Annotated in this window: 18 protein-coding genes; 12 read left to right on the forward strand and 6 right to left on the reverse strand. The window is 38.7% G+C overall.

Translation table 11 applies throughout. From position 1 onward, the window contains the following. Positions 1 to 14: 14 nt before the first annotated feature. The 5 genes from glpK (at position 15) to R5H20_RS01240 (ending at position 6,529) form a co-directional block, all read left to right on the forward strand. Positions 15 to 1,499: a glycerol kinase GlpK gene (gene glpK, locus R5H20_RS01220; RefSeq protein WP_006639961.1), complete on the forward strand. Its 1,485-nt coding sequence runs from the start codon at positions 15 to 17 to the stop codon at positions 1,497 to 1,499. Between the two features lie 212 nt (positions 1,500 to 1,711). Further along, the gene (locus R5H20_RS01225; protein WP_006639962.1) at positions 1,712 to 3,100 is read left to right on the forward strand and encodes a PTS transporter subunit EIIC; all 1,389 of its coding nucleotides are present in this window, start codon (positions 1,712 to 1,714) and stop codon (positions 3,098 to 3,100) included. Between the two features lie 74 nt (positions 3,101 to 3,174). Then, the gene (locus R5H20_RS01230) at positions 3,175 to 4,461 is read left to right on the forward strand and encodes a glycoside hydrolase family 140 protein (protein ID WP_006639963.1); all 1,287 of its coding nucleotides are present in this window, start codon (positions 3,175 to 3,177) and stop codon (positions 4,459 to 4,461) included. Positions 4,462 to 4,559: 98 nt separating this feature from the next. Further along, the gene (locus R5H20_RS01235; protein WP_006639964.1) at positions 4,560 to 5,057 is read left to right on the forward strand and encodes a PTS sugar transporter subunit IIA; all 498 of its coding nucleotides are present in this window, start codon (positions 4,560 to 4,562) and stop codon (positions 5,055 to 5,057) included. 14 nt (positions 5,058 to 5,071) lie between these two features. Continuing rightward, a complete protein-coding gene (locus R5H20_RS01240; RefSeq protein ID WP_006639965.1) occupies positions 5,072 to 6,529 on the forward strand; it encodes a glycoside hydrolase family 1 protein in 1,458 nt (485 codons plus the stop codon). A gap of 756 nt (positions 6,530 to 7,285) precedes the next feature. Here R5H20_RS01240 and R5H20_RS01245 read toward each other — a convergent pair. The 5 genes from R5H20_RS01245 to R5H20_RS01265 form a co-directional block, all read right to left on the reverse strand. Further along, a complete protein-coding gene (locus R5H20_RS01245; RefSeq protein WP_006639967.1) occupies positions 7,286 to 8,014 on the reverse strand; it encodes a DUF6060 domain-containing protein in 729 nt (242 codons plus the stop codon). Positions 8,015 to 8,108: 94 nt separating this feature from the next. Then, positions 8,109 to 8,585, reverse strand: coding sequence for a hypothetical protein (locus R5H20_RS01250; RefSeq protein WP_006639968.1), 477 nt, complete (start codon positions 8,583 to 8,585; stop codon positions 8,109 to 8,111). A 607-nt stretch (positions 8,586 to 9,192) separates the two neighbouring features. After that, on the reverse strand, positions 9,193 to 9,801 hold the full coding sequence (locus tag R5H20_RS01255; RefSeq protein ID WP_006639969.1) for an ABC-2 transporter permease: 609 nt from the start codon (positions 9,799 to 9,801) through the stop codon (positions 9,193 to 9,195). Continuing rightward, positions 9,782 to 10,663: an ABC transporter ATP-binding protein gene (locus R5H20_RS01260; RefSeq protein WP_006639970.1), complete on the reverse strand. Its 882-nt coding sequence runs from the start codon at positions 10,661 to 10,663 to the stop codon at positions 9,782 to 9,784. The genes R5H20_RS01255 and R5H20_RS01260 overlap by 20 nt, the downstream gene beginning before the upstream one ends. Next, the gene (locus R5H20_RS01265; RefSeq protein ID WP_006639971.1) at positions 10,663 to 11,040 is read right to left on the reverse strand and encodes a GntR family transcriptional regulator; all 378 of its coding nucleotides are present in this window, start codon (positions 11,038 to 11,040) and stop codon (positions 10,663 to 10,665) included. Before R5H20_RS01265 ends, R5H20_RS01260 begins: the two co-directional genes overlap by 1 nt. A 402-nt stretch (positions 11,041 to 11,442) precedes the next feature. On the opposite strand from R5H20_RS01265, the gene R5H20_RS01270 reads away from it, so the two are divergent. The 5 genes from R5H20_RS01270 (at position 11,443) to R5H20_RS01290 (ending at position 15,103) form a co-directional block, all read left to right on the forward strand. Then, positions 11,443 to 11,763 (forward strand): hypothetical protein, encoded by a 321-nt coding sequence (locus R5H20_RS01270; RefSeq protein WP_006639972.1) that lies wholly within the window; start codon positions 11,443 to 11,445, stop codon positions 11,761 to 11,763. A gap of 242 nt (positions 11,764 to 12,005) precedes the next feature. Next, positions 12,006 to 12,308 carry an ArsR/SmtB family transcription factor gene (locus tag R5H20_RS01275; RefSeq protein ID WP_006639973.1) on the forward strand — a complete coding sequence of 101 codons (303 nt, stop codon included), beginning with the start codon at positions 12,006 to 12,008 and terminating at the stop codon, positions 12,306 to 12,308. A 127-nt stretch (positions 12,309 to 12,435) separates the two neighbouring features. Next, a complete protein-coding gene (locus R5H20_RS01280; RefSeq protein WP_006639974.1) occupies positions 12,436 to 13,617 on the forward strand; it encodes an MFS transporter in 1,182 nt (393 codons plus the stop codon). Positions 13,618 to 13,906: 289 nt separating this feature from the next. Further along, entirely contained in the window at positions 13,907 to 14,524 is a 618-nt protein-coding gene (locus R5H20_RS01285) for a TetR/AcrR family transcriptional regulator (protein WP_006639975.1), read from the forward strand. A 6-nt stretch (positions 14,525 to 14,530) separates the two neighbouring features. Beyond that, positions 14,531 to 15,103, forward strand: coding sequence for a GNAT family N-acetyltransferase (locus R5H20_RS01290; protein WP_006639976.1), 573 nt, complete (start codon positions 14,531 to 14,533; stop codon positions 15,101 to 15,103). 222 nt (positions 15,104 to 15,325) lie between these two features. Here R5H20_RS01290 and R5H20_RS01295 read toward each other — a convergent pair whose 3' ends face one another. Beyond that, the gene (locus R5H20_RS01295; RefSeq protein WP_309521058.1) at positions 15,326 to 15,760 is read right to left on the reverse strand and encodes a DinB family protein; all 435 of its coding nucleotides are present in this window, start codon (positions 15,758 to 15,760) and stop codon (positions 15,326 to 15,328) included. Positions 15,761 to 16,440: 680 nt separating this feature from the next. Here R5H20_RS01295 and R5H20_RS01300 point away from each other — a divergent pair. Together R5H20_RS01300 and R5H20_RS23490 are read left to right on the forward strand one after the other, a co-directional pair. Then, the gene (locus R5H20_RS01300; protein ID WP_006639978.1) at positions 16,441 to 16,578 is read left to right on the forward strand and encodes a gallidermin family lantibiotic; all 138 of its coding nucleotides are present in this window, start codon (positions 16,441 to 16,443) and stop codon (positions 16,576 to 16,578) included. Between the two features lie 102 nt (positions 16,579 to 16,680). Further along, positions 16,681 to 16,884, forward strand: coding sequence for a gallidermin family lantibiotic (locus R5H20_RS23490; RefSeq protein WP_081605422.1), 204 nt, complete (start codon positions 16,681 to 16,683; stop codon positions 16,882 to 16,884). The last annotated feature ends 9 nt before the right edge of the window (positions 16,885 to 16,893 follow it).

Consider the following 16,893-nt stretch of genomic DNA (forward strand, 5'->3'; position numbering starts at 1 on the left):
GGAGGCTGCTTGAAATGAACGAGAAATACATTCTTGTTATAGACCAAAGCACCTCTGGCACAAAGGCGCTTATTGTCGATCAACAAGGCAGTGTTGTTGCAAGAAAGACAGGAAGCCACAAGCAAATATATCCTCAATCGGGTTGGGTGGAACATGACCCGATTGAGATATACGAAAGTGTAAAGGCAGCGATCAATGCAATAGCTGAATCCAATCAAAAGATAATCGACAAAGTGAAAGCCCTTACAATAACGAATCAACGCGAGACGGTTATTGTTTGGGACAAGCAAACCGGTGAGCCGGTATATAACGCAATCATATGGCAATGTCGAAGAACTGCTTCAATGTGTACATTTTTGAAAGATAAAGGATATGAAGAAAAGGTTCATTCGAAGACAGGTCTGACGATAGACCCTTACTTCTCTGCAACTAAAGTAAAATGGATTCTAGACAATATTTCGGGTGTCAGAGAGAGAGCGGAAAATGGCGACCTTTTACTCGGAACGATCGATAGTTGGTTGTTATGGAAGCTGACAAATGGGAACGTTCACGCTACAGACGTGACAAATGCGAGCAGAACGCTGCTATTTAATATTAATTCCTTGAATTGGGATGATGAATTACTCGAAATTTTTGATATACCAAAATTGATGCTGCCAGAAGTGAGATTTTCCGATGACATATATGGATTTATTCAAGATAGCGAATTATTACTACCTAAAATTCCAATTTCGGGTGTTATAGGTGATTCGCAAGCAGCTCTGTTTGCTCAGCGATGTTTTCATAAAGGTACGGCAAAAGCTACTTTTGGAACAGGAACATCCGTAATGGTGTTCACAGAAGAGCTCGTAGATGCTAAAGACGGTTTAGTTACTTCTATAGCCTGGGGCCTTAATAAAGAGGTTAAATATGCTTTGGAAGGAATCATTCATACGACAGGTGACATTATAAAGTGGATGAAAGATGATTTGACTTTATTTGATGACTTTGATGAAGCAGAGTCATTGGCAGCCATGTTAGAGGATAACGGCGGCGTATATTTAGTACCTGCATTTGTAGGGTTAGGTGCGCCTTATTGGAGTCCAAATACAAGAGCCGGTATTACGGGCATCAGCAGAAACACAAACAAATCTCACATTATAAGAGCTGGATTAGAGAGCATCGTGTACCAGGTAAAAGATGTTATACAGCTTATCTATCAAGATACGAATGTTGCCGTTAAAGAATTAAAAGTGGATGGCGGAGCAACATCAAATGCATTTTTAATGCAATTTCTATCTGATGTGCTCGGTATTAAAGTGATTGTTTCAAATGTTTCTGAGTTATCGGCCCTAGGTTCTGCATACCTTGGTGGGCTTGGAATAAAGTTGTGGAATTCTATCGAAGAGATCAATCAATTAAGAAATGAACAGCATATCTTTGAGCCAAAAATGACTCAAGAAACAAGAGAGCAATTCTATTCAGAATGGAAACATGCTATTCACTCGCTATTAATCTAAACGGAATTGCAGGCACCACTGTAAAAGGGATAATCGATAACTAAACTTTTTAAGTGAATGGCCACTGTATCAACGCCATCTGAGCAAAACTTGAGTTTTCTGTGTACATGTGGTTGAGGAGGAGGAGTTGATTTTGCCTTACAAATACTAAGAGATGTTTTGCTGCTTATTTTAAATAGCTAGTAGTAAATACGAGATTGGAGGCTTAAAATATGAACTATGAAAAGCTAGCAAGGCAAATTATACAAGAGGTAGGCGGTAAAGAGAATATCAACAGCGTGATACACTGTGTGACACGATTAAGGTTCAAGCTTAAAGATCAGTCTCTTGCGAAAACAGAAGTGATAAAAGAATTGCCTGGAGTAATGACAGTTGTAATAAGCGGCGGTCAGTACCAAGTTGTAATCGGTGATCAAGTTCCCAATGTGTATGCTGAAGTATCCAAATTAATCGGAAAAGAAACTGCTGAAGATACAGATGAAACGGTTGAAGAAGGGGGTTTGTTCAGCAAGTTTGTAGCGCTGATGTCCGGGATATTTATGCCTGTCATGGGGGTATTAGCCGCTGCTGGTATTTTAAAAGGATTTTTGGTTGCCTTAACAGTACTTGGGTGGATATCAGAGGAAATGGGCGTTTACAAGATTTTATTTGCTGCCTCAGATGCATTCTTTTATTTCATGCCAATTTTACTCGGATTCTCAGCCGGTAAGACATTTAAAACGAATCAATATACAACAGCTGTTATCGGAGCAACTCTTGTTTATCCTACGATGTTGGAAATTTATAATGCCGGTGAAGCGTTAACTTTTCTTCAGATTCCTGTTGTCTTAATGAATTATACGCAATCAGTTATTCCGATTATACTGGCTGCATTCATTACAGCTAAATTCGAGAAATTGCTTCTTAAAGCCATTCCGAAGTCATTGCAATTAATTTTTGTTCCTTTAATCATATTAGTGATCATTGTTCCTTTATCATTTATTGTAATAGGGCCGATTTCTGTATATGCCAGCGAATTGTTAGCTAAAGGAGCTATGGCTTTGTATTCGTTAAGCCCTGCTGTTACAGGCTTGATTCTTGCTGGAATTTGGCAAATTGCGGTGATATTTGGACTTCATTGGGCGTTTATTCCGATCTTCATAAATAATATAACAACTTTAGGCTTCGATCCTATAAATGCTTTATTGTATTGTACGGTCTTTGCTCAAACAGGAGCAGCTTTGGCCATTGCATTAAGAACGAAAGAAACTAAAATGAAAACGTTATCAGCAACGGCTACATTATCTGGATTTTTAGGTATTACCGAGCCTGCAATTTATGGGGTTAACTTACCGCTTAAACGGCCATTTATTATGGGATGTATTGGAGGCGGTGCAGGTGGCGCAATCGCAGGGTTCTTCAGCGGGAAGATGTATGGAGGATTTGCATCCGGCGGAGTTTTTGGCATCCCGATGTTTATTAATCCGGAAGGCGCCAATTCAGAATTTTATGGATTTGCTGTTTCGTTGATTGTCGCTTTGGGAGTTGCATTTATCTTAACTTACCTATTTGGGTACAGCCAAAAAATGCAATTAAATCAAGATCAAAAAAAGTCGGCATAACCTAAGAGTTTTAAATTTGGAGAGAGAATAGTTTAAAACTATTTTCTCTTCTCTTGAATAGGGAGGGGAATTCATTGATAAAATTAAGGGTTTCGGAAAGTAAACAACATTTAGAAACAGAAAAAGGGGAAACGTTCTTTTTTTTAGCAGATACAGTATGGAGTGCATTCACCAATGCTACATTGGAGGGGTGGGGAGATTATCTTGATTATAGAAAGATGCAAGGCTTTAATGTACTGCAAATCAATATTCTCCAACAATGGGATGCCAGTGAATCAGATTTGAATATAAAACCGTTTGAATACAAGGAAGATGGTTCCTTCAATTTCTACAAGAGAAATGATGCTTACTTTGAACGTGCTGAAAAGATGGTTGCGATGGCAGTGGAAAAAGGGTTTGTACCAGCGCTCGTCCTATTGTGGTGTAACTATGTACCGGATACATGGGGATCTGAGATTAGTGATGTAAATAATATGCCTCTTGAATTAGTTGAGGATTATATAAAGTATGTTGATGCTAGATTTTCTAAATATCATCCTATTTATTTGGTGAGTGGAGATACTGATTTTCCAACAGATCGTGCCATTGAATATTACTCGTTAGCCTTAAACACAATAAAGCGATTAAGCCCGCATTGCCTAACGACTCTGCATATCAGAGGGAGATTGCAGGAAATACCCGATGCGTTTTTATATAGTGACAAATTAGACTTTTATATGTTTCAATCGGGGCATAACGCCCAATTCCAAAATATGACTTACAAACTTGCAGAAGAGTTTAGCAACAAGCCGGTCAAACGACCTTCCCTTAATTCAGAGCCATGTTATGAACAAATCGGTTATAGCAGAAATTTATACGGACGATTTGGGCAGTTTGATGTCAGAAAAGCTGCATGGCAAAGTTTATTATCAGGTGCCAGTGCAGGCATTACATATGGAGCTCACGGAATATGGAGCTGGCATAAGAAGGGGAAAAGTTTCGGACTAATTGGCGAAGCTTTTGACAGACCCTATGATTGGAAAGATGCATTGAAGTTTGAAGGTGCCTGGGATTATGCGTTCGCCAAGAAGATATTTAAATTATATGATCTTTATGACTTGGAACCGCTGGATATCGTGTTAAAAAACACAGAGGAGATAAGGGCTGCGAGTAGCAGTGATTCAACTAAAATTGCCATTTATGTTCCTGTTAACACAGTTTTAAAGCTAGACAAGCTTCTTGAAGATTATGAATTCACGGTAATAGATTTAGAATATAGACGTTTTGGAGAAGCGGACGTGTCATATGAAGAAAATAGAACCATTATTGATATGCATATGTTTGGCTCGGACGTTTTAATAATTGGAGAAAAAAGATTTTGACTATGTTTCTAACATGTAATGGGAAGAGCCCGAAAAATTTTTCGATCTTCTATTAATCGTTTTATGAAATTCAAATAATGAATTAGGGGTTAAAGAAAATGTTAGATAAGATCTTCAAAAGCAAAAAGAAAATAAAAAAGGAGGAGATTTTTTCTCCGCTTACTGGTCAATTGGTACCGCTAGAGCAGGTGCCGGATCCTGTCTTCTCAGAAAAAATGATGGGGGATGGTGTCGCCGTCATACCGGAAGAAGGTGTGCTTGTATCTCCTGTTGAAGGAGAAGTCGTTCAAGTTTTTCACACAAAACATGCGATTGGCATTAAATCTGTTTCGGGGTTAGACATCCTTTTGCATATTGGATTGGAGACAGTAGAACTCAATGGTGAGGGATTTAATGTTTTCATTAAAGAAGGTCAAACTGTTAAAGTGGGAGATCCTTTATTAAATTTTGATATTTCATTTTTAAGAAATGAGAATAAGGAGATTATTACACCGATCGTCATTACAAATTACTCTGATAAAGTCGACGAGATTGTACACGTAGATCAACAAGCAGTATCAAGAGGAGAAAATTTATTTGTATGCAGATTTAGATAATGGGGGTAATGACAATGAATCAATCTGAAACTAAATTTCCTGAAAACTTTTTATGGGGAGGAGCGACTGCGGCCAACCAAATGGAAGGCGGTTATCTTGAAGGGGGCAAAGGGTTAAACATCGCTGATGTTCTTCCCGGGGGTAAAGAGAGACTAAAAGTATTAAAAGAACCAGGTTTCAATTTTGAAATTAATGAGAAAAAGTATTATCCAAATCATGAAGGAATAGACTTTTATCATCGTTACAAAGAGGATATCGCATTATTTGCTGAAATGGGCTTCAAAGTTTATCGTATGTCAATTGCTTGGTCCCGCATCTTCCCGAATGGAACGGAGTTAGAGCCAAATGAAGAAGGACTTGCGTTTTATGACCGTGTATTTGATGAATTACACAAGTATGGAATTGAGCCAGTCGTAACGATTTCCCACTATGAAATGCCGTTGAATCTTGTAAAAGAATATGGCGGGTGGAGAAGCCGGGAAGTTATTACGTTTTTTGAACGTTATGTTAATGCTATTTTCAATCGCTATAAAGACAAAGTGAAATATTGGATGACCTTTAATGAGATTAATAGTGCCTTGCACTTCCCGATCATGAGTATGGGCTTTTCGATTGAAAAGGGAGAAGACGAATATCAACCGATTTTCCAAGCTTTCCATCATCAATTTGTGGCAAGCAGTCTTGCTGTTAAGGCATGCCATGAAATGATTCCTGGTGCTAAAATTGGATCTATGATCATCTCTGCGCCTGTCTATTCATATGATTGTAATCCTAAGAATGTCTTGTACGCTATGGAGGAGGAACGCATCTTTAATTATTTCTGTGGAGATGTACAAGTTCGAGGAGAGTATCCCTCATTTGCGGAGCGTTTTTTTAAAAAACACAACATATCTCTAGATATCCGCGATGGTGACCTGAAATTAATTAAAGAACATCGAGTTGACTATATCGGGCTAAGCTATTATATGTCTTTAACAGAGAAGAAAGATAAAACTGGACTTGATTTGACCCCTGGCAACCTGCTAAAAGGAGTAAAAAATCCATTTTTAAAAGCAAGTGACTGGGGATGGGAAATTGATCCGACAGGTTTACGCATCACATTGAATAAACTATATGACCGTTACCAAGTGCCGCTCTTCGTCGTGGAAAACGGCTTGGGTGCTTACGACAAGGTTGAAGAAGATGGCTCCATAAATGATGATTATCGAATTGATTATTTGCGCAGTCACATCGAAGCAATGCGCGAGGCTATTGGTGATGGTGTTGATTTAATGGGCTATACAAGTTGGGGGTGCATTGACTTAGTGAGCGCCTCTACCGGGGAGTTCTCTAAGCGTTATGGCTTTATTTATGTTGACAAGCACGATGATGGGAGCGGTACGATGAAGAGAATGAAGAAAAAATCATTCTATTGGTATAAAGGTGTTATTGAAAGCAATGGCGAGGTTCTTTTAAAGTCTATTCGCAGGTAGATGGTCTGGAATCTAAAACAGTATCAAAAACATATGAACATGACCCGATCGGGGAAGCGGAAAAAATACCGCCAATCATTAATTTAAAAGTGTTTACGAATCACTGAGCTGATTGAACAAAAAGGTATAACAGCTTATAACGGCTTAAGAAAAGTGATTTATACAGAATGAGGAATGAATCGCAGGATAAGGAACCCTCACGATGTTTTACCTCTTTGGATTTGATGATCTAAAGGGGTATTTTTATGATTAAAAGAATAATAAGTCTGAGTTGAAGGACGGAAGTTGATTGTCACCCGCAGTTCATTTTGATGAAGACGAATCCAGAAGTGAACCCAAAATTAAACCGGAGTGGTCCATCCGGTATATTTTTGGCAGTCTTAAAAGGACTATAAAAAGCACTTAAACTAGAAGTGAAGCCCGTTCGCACAGCGGCATGACAGGGCGGTTTGAACAATGCTCGTATACATAATAATCTTTTTGAGGATGTGTAATCGTGAACAAGGAGACATACATTGAAGTTAGGAGAACATCGCAGTACGTCAATAAAATGAGGCGATTTTCAGTGCTGATTAATGGTGTCGAGGCTGGAAAGATCAAAGATGGTGGTGCCTTGGCATATTCAATCAAAGGAAGACGATGACAAGGATATCAAACGGCGGTGTTTTTAGTTATGGTCTATTGGCATACCGAAATCAAGAACTACATATACAAGTAAGAGAGTAGGCCTCCAGACCTACTCTCTTTGATTTCACGCTATTTTTTGTGAACGAATACATAAGTGCCTTTTGCTTCCCCGTTTGACAGTTTAACAGGGTTTCTGCAATAAGCAGACTTGCTGTATAGATATCCATCCCAGTTAGAATATCTTTTAAGTTTTCCGGTAGACTTTCTTTTTGTAGGTTTAAATGCAATATAGCCATTTTCACCTTTTTTAAGCTTGAAAGTATACGTACTTGAGGAAGTGGCGCTGTTCACCCATGTATAAGAGACACCGGCTTTAATTGCGTTTTTTTCTGCCTGAGTATTTACACTGAAGGAAGATGATACTGTGACTGAGATATTTTTGCTAATGCTACAACCTCCAGAAGTATTACATTTAATCGTTGAGGTTGCTTGGATAGGATTTCCCGTATATGTAGTAACTTTGGATTCGGAATACTTCCAGTACTCTCTGTAGTCTTGTGTTTTAAAATCTCCAGCTACTACAGGTTTTAAAAGATTAAATTCATCTGTGTCGGAGTATTCTAATTCCGGTTCTTCGACTTCTTGCTCTTCAGTAAATGACCTATATTCTTCTTCTGTCAGAGGTACAAGTCCATTTTCAGTATTTTCATAGGCGATAATTTCAGCATCAAATTCGGAATCGTAAAAGCGCTCTGGTTCTGTAGGTTCGGTATTTTCCTCTGCAAAAGCAGGAAGAGAAAAAGACAAACCAAGTACTAAGGCGCTAGAAGCTACTAGCCCTTTGATAGACAATTTCATTCAAAATCCCCCTTATTTTCCTTTTGGAACCATATTACCAGATAAAAGGAGGTGTTTGTGATATTTTCCTTCGACAAATAAATCCGAAATTCGACTATTCAGCCATTATATAGTAGTACATTTTTGTTTTTTCATCGATTGTTGGTGTAGTATCAAGACCTTCATCAGTTTCAAAAGTGAAATTGGGCTTATCGGCAACGCCTATGTATAGCTTGTATTTCTTTCCTTGAGGTGTTTTGAATTTAGCTGAAACATCTAAATTGCCTATATTGGATTTTTCTGATTTTAAAATTATATGCTGGAAGTCGCGATTCCACTGATATTTGTTGTCTTTGTGGATGATGTTAGCGATGCAAATGCCTTTTCCGGCAGATTCAGTGAATCGGAAAACTATTACTTTTTCACCGTCCAAATCAACTTTTTCTAAAATATCGTTCTTGCTTATATTTTCGCTTTTGGCACCATACTCAATGGCTTTTTCTTCGCTATCAAACCATTTGTTTTCTTTAGTGCTTGAACATCCTGCGAGAAATAGAACAAACAAGAGAAATAGAACTTTATATTGCTTCATATTGCACCTCCATTTTTTGATTTATAGTTGAATTATATTATTTCGCTCAAAGCTTATAAGTTCCTTCACCAAAAAATCAATTTAAAATCAGGGTCAGCGGGCCATCCGGCCTTCGTTTTTATTTACTTCCAGAATAGCCGCCGCTTTCTTCACAGGCTGCAAGCATTTTTTTGTTTTTTTAGAAAACAGCGGAGAGTCTTACTCAGCATTTCATCTCTTTCCTACTGCTTTTTCCTGAAATATTCCATTCGCTCTAATGTTTTTTGGACGAACATTTCCTGTCGATATAGATGCACTATAATTCAGCTGCTTTTTTAGAGAATTGGCCGTCCAGTTTGTTCCTGTTGTAGAGGTTCTCTAACAATATTTTTGGATTGTAACGGCCTTATATTCCAAGTTGAGAAAGAGTATTCGTTTATTAAGCAGGAATAGGTCGTTGAGGCAAGTGCTGTTGCTGGAAGTTCAACCGGGCTCGCACCGTAACAACCTGACGAAAAGTGTGACGGTGCAGTTTTTTATCTGATATACTCCGAATGAAAACAGGCTGACCATGTAGAGTTGTCAATGATGAAAAAAGATTGGCAAGTCGAAAGCATCCCGATCCTTTTTAAAACACTTTATTTCTATAAATCCGAATCGACAGAAGCCATGAACACCCGTACAGCGTAATAATTGATATGGCAACGATCAGATACAGAGAAGTATTTTGTAAGGTTAGAAGCATGTGAATGAACTCTCTGATTTGATCGTTCAAATTATGGACAACAAAGTTAATCGTTAGCATATACAAGCCAAATGCAACAATAGAAGCAATCAACAGATAGTTACTTTTGAATTTATAACAGAATGGCAGCATGAATGAAGCAGCTGTCATCACAATGGCGACCATTAGCAAAATGTCTTTCCAGATCGTAAGTTCCCGGTGAATGATAAAGTTTACGATAAATATGGCTGCAGCCACCATACATGTAAAGAGAACGACGACAATATACTTTGAACTGACAATTTCTTTTCGTGTATAAGGCAAAGAATTGAGAAGCATATGTATAGAAGACTTTTCATCTATTGAAAAGGCATACATCGATATAACTATACTAAATACAACCCCAACCCAGATTGGAGAAATATCTAACATTAAATAAACACATAATACCAAAAACGAAGCCGCCAACGTTTTTTTCTGCAAGACAATATCCTTACGTATTAAGTTGAACATGTTCTTTGGCTCCTTTCTTCGTATAGAACATAATATCTTCAAGAGTCGGTTTTTCTATTAACGCCATGTCCCCAAAGATTTTTTCTGTTCGTGATTTATTCGCAGTCAATGCTTCAAATCCATGAGTTGATTTTCGAACCGCTATAAATTCCTGTTCCGTCTCCCTGTCTAATAACTCCATTCCGCCTTTGACAATCGCATACTCTTCCTCAATTTCATAAAAGTCCTTTGTAAAGATATGCTCTCCTTTATGAATGAACGTGATATAATCTGCAATCGTATCTAAATCAGTCGTAATATGAGTCGAAAAAAAGATCGTTTTATCCCCATCCTGAATGAGTTGATGCAAGATATCCAACAGCTCCCGGCGGAAAATCGGATCCAGCCCGGACGTCGGTTCGTCCATAATAATTAATTCCGCATGATGGGACAAAGCGATGGCTAATGAAGCTTTCATCATCATCCCTTTTGAGAACGTCTTGATTTTCTTCGTTAGCGGCAAGTTAAATGTTTTTGCATAATCATTGAAAACTTGATCATCCCAGTTGACATAGGCTCTTTTTATAAGTTCTTTCATTTCGGTAAATGTTAAATGTTCATAGAATACATTGTGATCAAATACAAAACCGATTCGTTGTTTGATTTCTTTCTCATGCTCCTTGTAATTCAAGCCAAACACCTTAATCGTCCCGCTGTCAGGTTGCAATAAATTCATGATCAATTTAATTGTTGTCGATTTTCCTGCACCATTGCCGCCTATAAATCCGGTGACAAACCCTTTTTCTACCGTCATTGAAAAGTCCTTAAGATGAAAACATTCGAACGATTTATGAACATGCCGGAGTTCAATTACATTGTCCATCATTCTTCCTCCCGATATAAAATGGTAAGCAATTCTTTTAATTCTGTAAGGGTAATGCCAATGTCTTTACTATTTTTAATTGCTGCCAACAATTGCTCTTCAATCGCTTTCATTTTTCCTTCCTTCATCATTTCGTCATTCTGAACTGATACAAAAGAGCCTTTCCCGACCACAGAATAAATGAACCCATTCTTCTCGAGTTCTTCATAGGCGCGCTTCGACGTAATAAGACTTACATTCATATCCTTTGCTAATTGGCGCATAGAAGGCAGCGGCTGTCCCGGTTTCAATTCATTTGCAAGAATATGATCCTTAATTTGAGTGTAAATTTGTTCATAAATGGGTTGCTTTGAATTATTCGAAATTATAATTTTCATTTCAAAACCTCTTTTAATTGTCTACGCCTCAATATACACATTATATACAATATATACAATGCGTGATTAAATTTTTAAAAGTATATCCTCACCCCAATGTGGCAGATGTGCGCCAAATCGAGGTTCCCTGCAGCCGCAGATTTTTTAATGCTGTACTTTTTTATTTCAATCGAAATAAGAAGCGAGAATTCTGTTGGCAATGGCACTGAACCAGCCGGGCCTGATAGGGAATAGAGCTGTTTTTTTGATGTCTTACTTGGAGCGCGTGACGTTTTTTGGTAACCTTAAATAGGCTTTAAATTGTTTAAACTAGCGAATTTATCGGTTCATGCAGCGGCATGGCAAGGCGCTCCTTAACGGCGTCCGTGTGTGGGATCTTAATTATTTTAAGGATGTGTAATTGTGAATCAAGAGACGTACATTGAAATTAGCAGGACATCACAGTACATTAATAAAATGAGAGGTTTTTCTGTGCTGATTGATGGTGTCGAGATGGGAAAAATCAAAGATGGCGGAAGGCTGCGAATTGATTTACAGCCTGGCGAACATGCTATTCAAGTGAAAATTGATTGGTGCACAAGCCAAACATTAAGGTTTACCTTAGATGAAGGAAAAGTGCTGAAGTTTAGATGCGGAAGTCCGATCCGGGGATGGAAGGTATTCCTGGTGCTGTTTTCTACTGTGGCCCGCACTGAGAATTATCTGTTTATCGAGCAGGAATAAGCGGTTGAAAGCAAGGCTTCGTTATTCCACGGACAGAACAGCGCGACGGAAACTGCGTTTTGGAAAGGTCTAATTTCTTATTTTGTTAACAATGAATAATGGAGAACGTCCCTTGTCCGGAAAAGAGATGATTTTGATGGAAGATGCCCTCCTTTGGCTTGACCAAAGGGGTGTTTTTAAGACAAACATCCAAAGTTAAATTACGTATTGACATATCGGTATATCACGATATAATAATCCGTATGGAACCAATTGAAATTTTCAAAGCTTTATCCAATGAATCAAGGTTGCAGATTTTGCAATGGCTGAAGGAGCCTGATCGTCATTTTACACCCCATGAAGGGATTGATATGAACACAATCGGGGTATGTGTCAGCCAAATTACAGACAAATTGAAAATGACGCAGTCGACGGCTTCCCAATATCTCGCCATCCTGTTAAGAGCCGGCTTAATTAAGGCGGAGCGAATCGGTAAGTTTACTTACTACAAAAGAGATGAAGAGGCCATTAAAAAACTGGCCGACTTTCTAAAAACGGAGATATAAAAATAAACATCTCAAGATGTTTATTTTTACACCATACATATCGACATATTGCGATGTGTTTATTTTTAAAATTATCGTATCGGTATTTCGTGATATGTGAATGCAAAAACTTAAGGAGTGAACGACTATGTCTAACACCTGGAAAATTTATATTTTGGCCATTATCAGTTTTTTAGTGGGAACCTCAGAGTACATCATTTCCGGTATTCTGGATAATATTGCGCATACACTTGGGATTACCATAGCGGCCGCGGGCCAGCTCATTACGATCTTTTCACTCGTGTATGCCATTTTCACACCGATTCTTATGGCGTTGACGGCAAGTATCGATAGACGCAAATTAATGATATATTCTCTCGGTTTGTTTGTGCTCGGAAATATCCTGGCCTTTGCCTTGCCTGGTTACGGCTGGTTTATTGCAGCACGGGTTATTATGGCGTTGGGGGCGGGAATGGTTGTTGTCACCGCATTAACGATTGCCGCCAAGATCGCTCCGGAAGGCAAACAGGGCAGCGCGATCGCTACCGTCGTCATGGGATTTACCGCTTCTCTTATCATTGGTGTTCCACTCGGAAGAATGACAGCTGAAGCGTTGGGCTGGAAATCTGTATTTGGCGGAATTGCTTTATTGGGGTTAATTGCCATGATCATTATATTCTTGACTCTCCCGCATACGGAAGGGGATAAGCCCGTCCCTTTGCTTCAGCAGCTTTCCCTTTTGAGGAAACGAAAAGTGGCGATGGGATTGTCCGTCACTTTTTTCTGGCTCGGGGGATATGCCATTGCTTACACCTATTTGTCACCGTACCTCCTGAATATTTCAGGGATAAGCGGCAACCTGCTTAGCGGAGTTTTGCTTATATTTGGAATCGCGAGCTTGGTTGGATCGAAGTTTGGGGGATATAGCACTGATAGATGGGGAGTGCCCTTTACACTTGTTAGCGGGATGACATTGCATATCATCACACTGATTTTGCTGTCGCTCGTCACCCACTCATATATCGGCGTATTGATCATCCTCATATTATGGTCGTTTGCCGCATGGTCTACCGGCCCGACGCAGCAATATCACTTAGCGACGCTAGAACCGGAATTGTCAGGTGTCTTGCTTGGCATCAATCAGTCGATGATGCAATTGGCTATGGCTGCAGGTGCAGGAGTAGGGGGTATTTTTGTAGAGAATGTATCATTGGCCTCTATTACCTGGATTGGAGCGTTGGGGGTTGCGATTGCTGTTGTTGTTTTTTTGCTGACTTCTCATTCAGATACTAAACTGAAAGCACCAAATGTAAAAGAAGTCAGTCAATAATCCGCTGCCTTGATTAGCTTTGAAGGTTCATTGGCTTCATTCGTCATAGCACTATGCAGAATAATGGCGTATAAGAACTTGGAATACGCTGTAAACAGGAGCCGTTAGTTTTTAACACAAACATCTATTTTGGAAAAAAGCACACATGGTAAAGAATGCTCCGGAAAATCCGCAACGTTTTCCATTTTAAGATTGAAACTATACACTCGTGTCATTTATAATCGAACTATAAAAATGACACACGTGTATAGTTTTTTAATTTTTGATCTAAAAGGAGGGTGACATCAATATGGCTCCGAAAGTCGATGAAGAATATAGGGAGGAAAAGAAAAGCACACTATTAAACGCGGCTAAGAAAGTGTTTATCAAAAACGGATATATTAACACCACGATGCAGGATATTATGGATGAAGCCAATGTTTCCAGGGGAACTCTTTATAATTACTTTGATAATATTGATCATATTTTTATCGAAGTTCTTAAATTAGATGATCAGGATAATATCGATCTATTTTTAGATGAGAGACCGTTGTGGCCAGCCATCAAACGCTGGATAGAAGGGTGGCAGATTCAAATTGAAGAAGTGGATCATTCTCTATTGGTTGCGAGAGCTGAATTTTTCATTTCCTCAAAGTTTGTAAAAAATAAAGGGAATTTCCCTTATATTTCTGAACGCTACGAGCGAACTGCCAGTGCTATTGAAAAAGCAATTTATAAAGGGGTGGAACGAGGTGAATTTCAACTCCAGCTGCCCCCTGCACTTATCGCGCGGTATCTCATTTCGTTCATTAATGGTTTAATGCTGGATACCTTTCAACTGGGGAATGCAAACACAAAAGTTAAGGAGCAATTGTCTGTATTGCTTTTTTCTCTTGAACAAATGATGAAACCGACAAAAAAGGAGTGAACAGTCATGTTATTCGAGTCTTCCAGGGTGAAGCTGAGAAAAGTTACGATAGATGATGCAGAGCTTTACCATACATGGAGAAATGATATCGAAGTGATGCGAAATACGAACCCTTCTTTAGATATTTATACGATTGACGCAACAAGAGACTTTATTGAACAAGTGATCCTGGGCGCCAATACGGCCAAAAGTTATATGATGATTGAGAAGGAAAATGAAAAACCGATTGGCATTACATCATTAATCAATATTGATGATAAGAACAGAAATGCTGAATGTATTATCGACATTGGAGAGAAGGATTTTTGGGGCAAAGGCTACGGAAGCGAAGCATTGATATTGCTATTGAACTATGCGTTTTTAGAAATGAATCTGCACCGGGTTTATCTTAGAGTGTTTTCCTTCAATAAAAAAGCGATTCGTTTGTATGAGAAATTAGGATTTAGCCATGAGGGAACCAGTCGGGAGGCCCTGTTCAGGGAAGGTGTATGGCATGACATTGTGCATATGGGTCAGTTGCAAAGTGAATATTTTAAACAACATGAAAACAGAAGGACAGCACGGGCAGTTGAGTCTTGAGGCCAAATCGAAAGCAAAGTTCAGTCATCTTAAAGGCTAATTGAAACCAAAATGAGAAGCCCCCCTTTGGCGGGATTAACCAAAGGGGGGGCTTTTTTAATGTCCAGAAGAACTTCTAAAGTGCATTAAAGAAGGCCGCGGCTCAAGAATTGGTTCGATGACAAACGGTGTCTGAAGGGCCGTCTTCAAAGGAGCGCTTGATCAGGTTCTAGAATAACAATGTTAACTGTTCAAAATCCGCAAATAAGCCTTCCAAGGCCCGACATCCTCTTGATACCGCTTCGCCATCACTCTTGCAATTTGGGAGATGTGAGTAAGATCGTGTGCAACCCATGTTGAGATCTGTTCTCTAAGTTTGACGATTCCAAACTCAGGGTGTATGCCCGTTTGTTCGAAATCAGTCTGTGAATGAATCAGCCGTCGCAATGTCCCCAGGTTTTCCCGGCGAAGATCCGTAAAGTCGCTAAGCAGCTGCTCAATGGTTTTCTCAGCGTTTTTCTCCATCTGGCCAAAACGGTCAAACAAAGGAAATGTTTCCGTTTCTCCCTTTGTGATGATCATTTCAATCCGCGGGATCCAATTATTCTTTTCCCCTTCGATCAGGTGACCGATGACATCAAAGGCGTTCCACGTTGCTTCGCCTTCATTGCAATTGATCCATGAGCCTGATCATCCGGTCAGCAAATGACTCAGCGTTTGTGGCGTGCGTTCCAAGAGTTCTATATTAAAAATGATTCATACTTGTGTATCCAGATGATGAAGTGGGGAATTATTCAATGTGATATTACATTTTGTTTTGATTCATTGGTTTAGTTACGGCTGATGCTTTATGTATAGAAGAGATGATGAATTTACAAATTCCTTAAAATAAAAACTCAAAACTTTGATGGATTCAATTCACAGCAACATAAGACAGCATATTGATCATTGCCTTTGAAAATTAAAACTATACCTTCGGTAACGTCAAAGAATGACAGCAGAGATTAACCTGCATACTAGTAACACTTTACCATCACTGTGGAGCAAATTCTCGCTAGTATGAAATAATCTGAGAGTAATAAAGTTGTATCCGAAAACCTCATTGCCCTTTTGCTTTTGATCGAAATAAGGAAAAAGGGTGTTTTTGATATGAGCATAAAATATTAGATACCTGGTATGGGAAATAAACCATTAAATGGGCAAAATATCAAAAAAATATAAAATCTTGATAAAATCTTGATATTTTTTTAATATTATCAAAATTGCAAAACCAATATCATATAGAAAATCCGGTTCAAAAGGTTTAATTGAGCTTATGTACTTCTGAAAATATGGTTCTTAACAGGAGGTGACTGATAATGCCAAAGTTTGATGATTTCGACTTAAATGTGAAACAAGCAAGTGAAAAAGATGTGGTTAAGCCAGAGGTTGGAAGCAGATATTTATGCACCCCAGGATCTTGTTGGAAATGGGTTTGCTTCACAACGACTGCTTAAAGAGTTAAAGTGAGATAATTTTCAATCAACGATATAGGAGGGAGTACATAGTTTTTGAGACACTCTTTAGATCTACATCATTAATTAAACCATTGGATGAATATGAGACAAAGGTTTTGCAAATTACCTAATAGAGATTCGAAAAATTTAGAAAGGGAGAGACCGAAATTGCCAAAATTTGATGATTTTGATTTAAACGTAAAACAAGCAAGTGAAAAAGATGTAGTCAAACCGGAAGTCGGAAGTAGATATTTATGTACCCCAGGATCTTGTTGGAAGTGGGTTTGCTTCACAACAACTGCGTAATATATTGTT

Source organism: Bacillus sp. KICET-3, assembly GCF_033261025.1.
GTDB classification, from domain to species: domain Bacteria; phylum Bacillota; class Bacilli; order Bacillales; family Bacillaceae; genus Bacillus; species Bacillus sonorensis.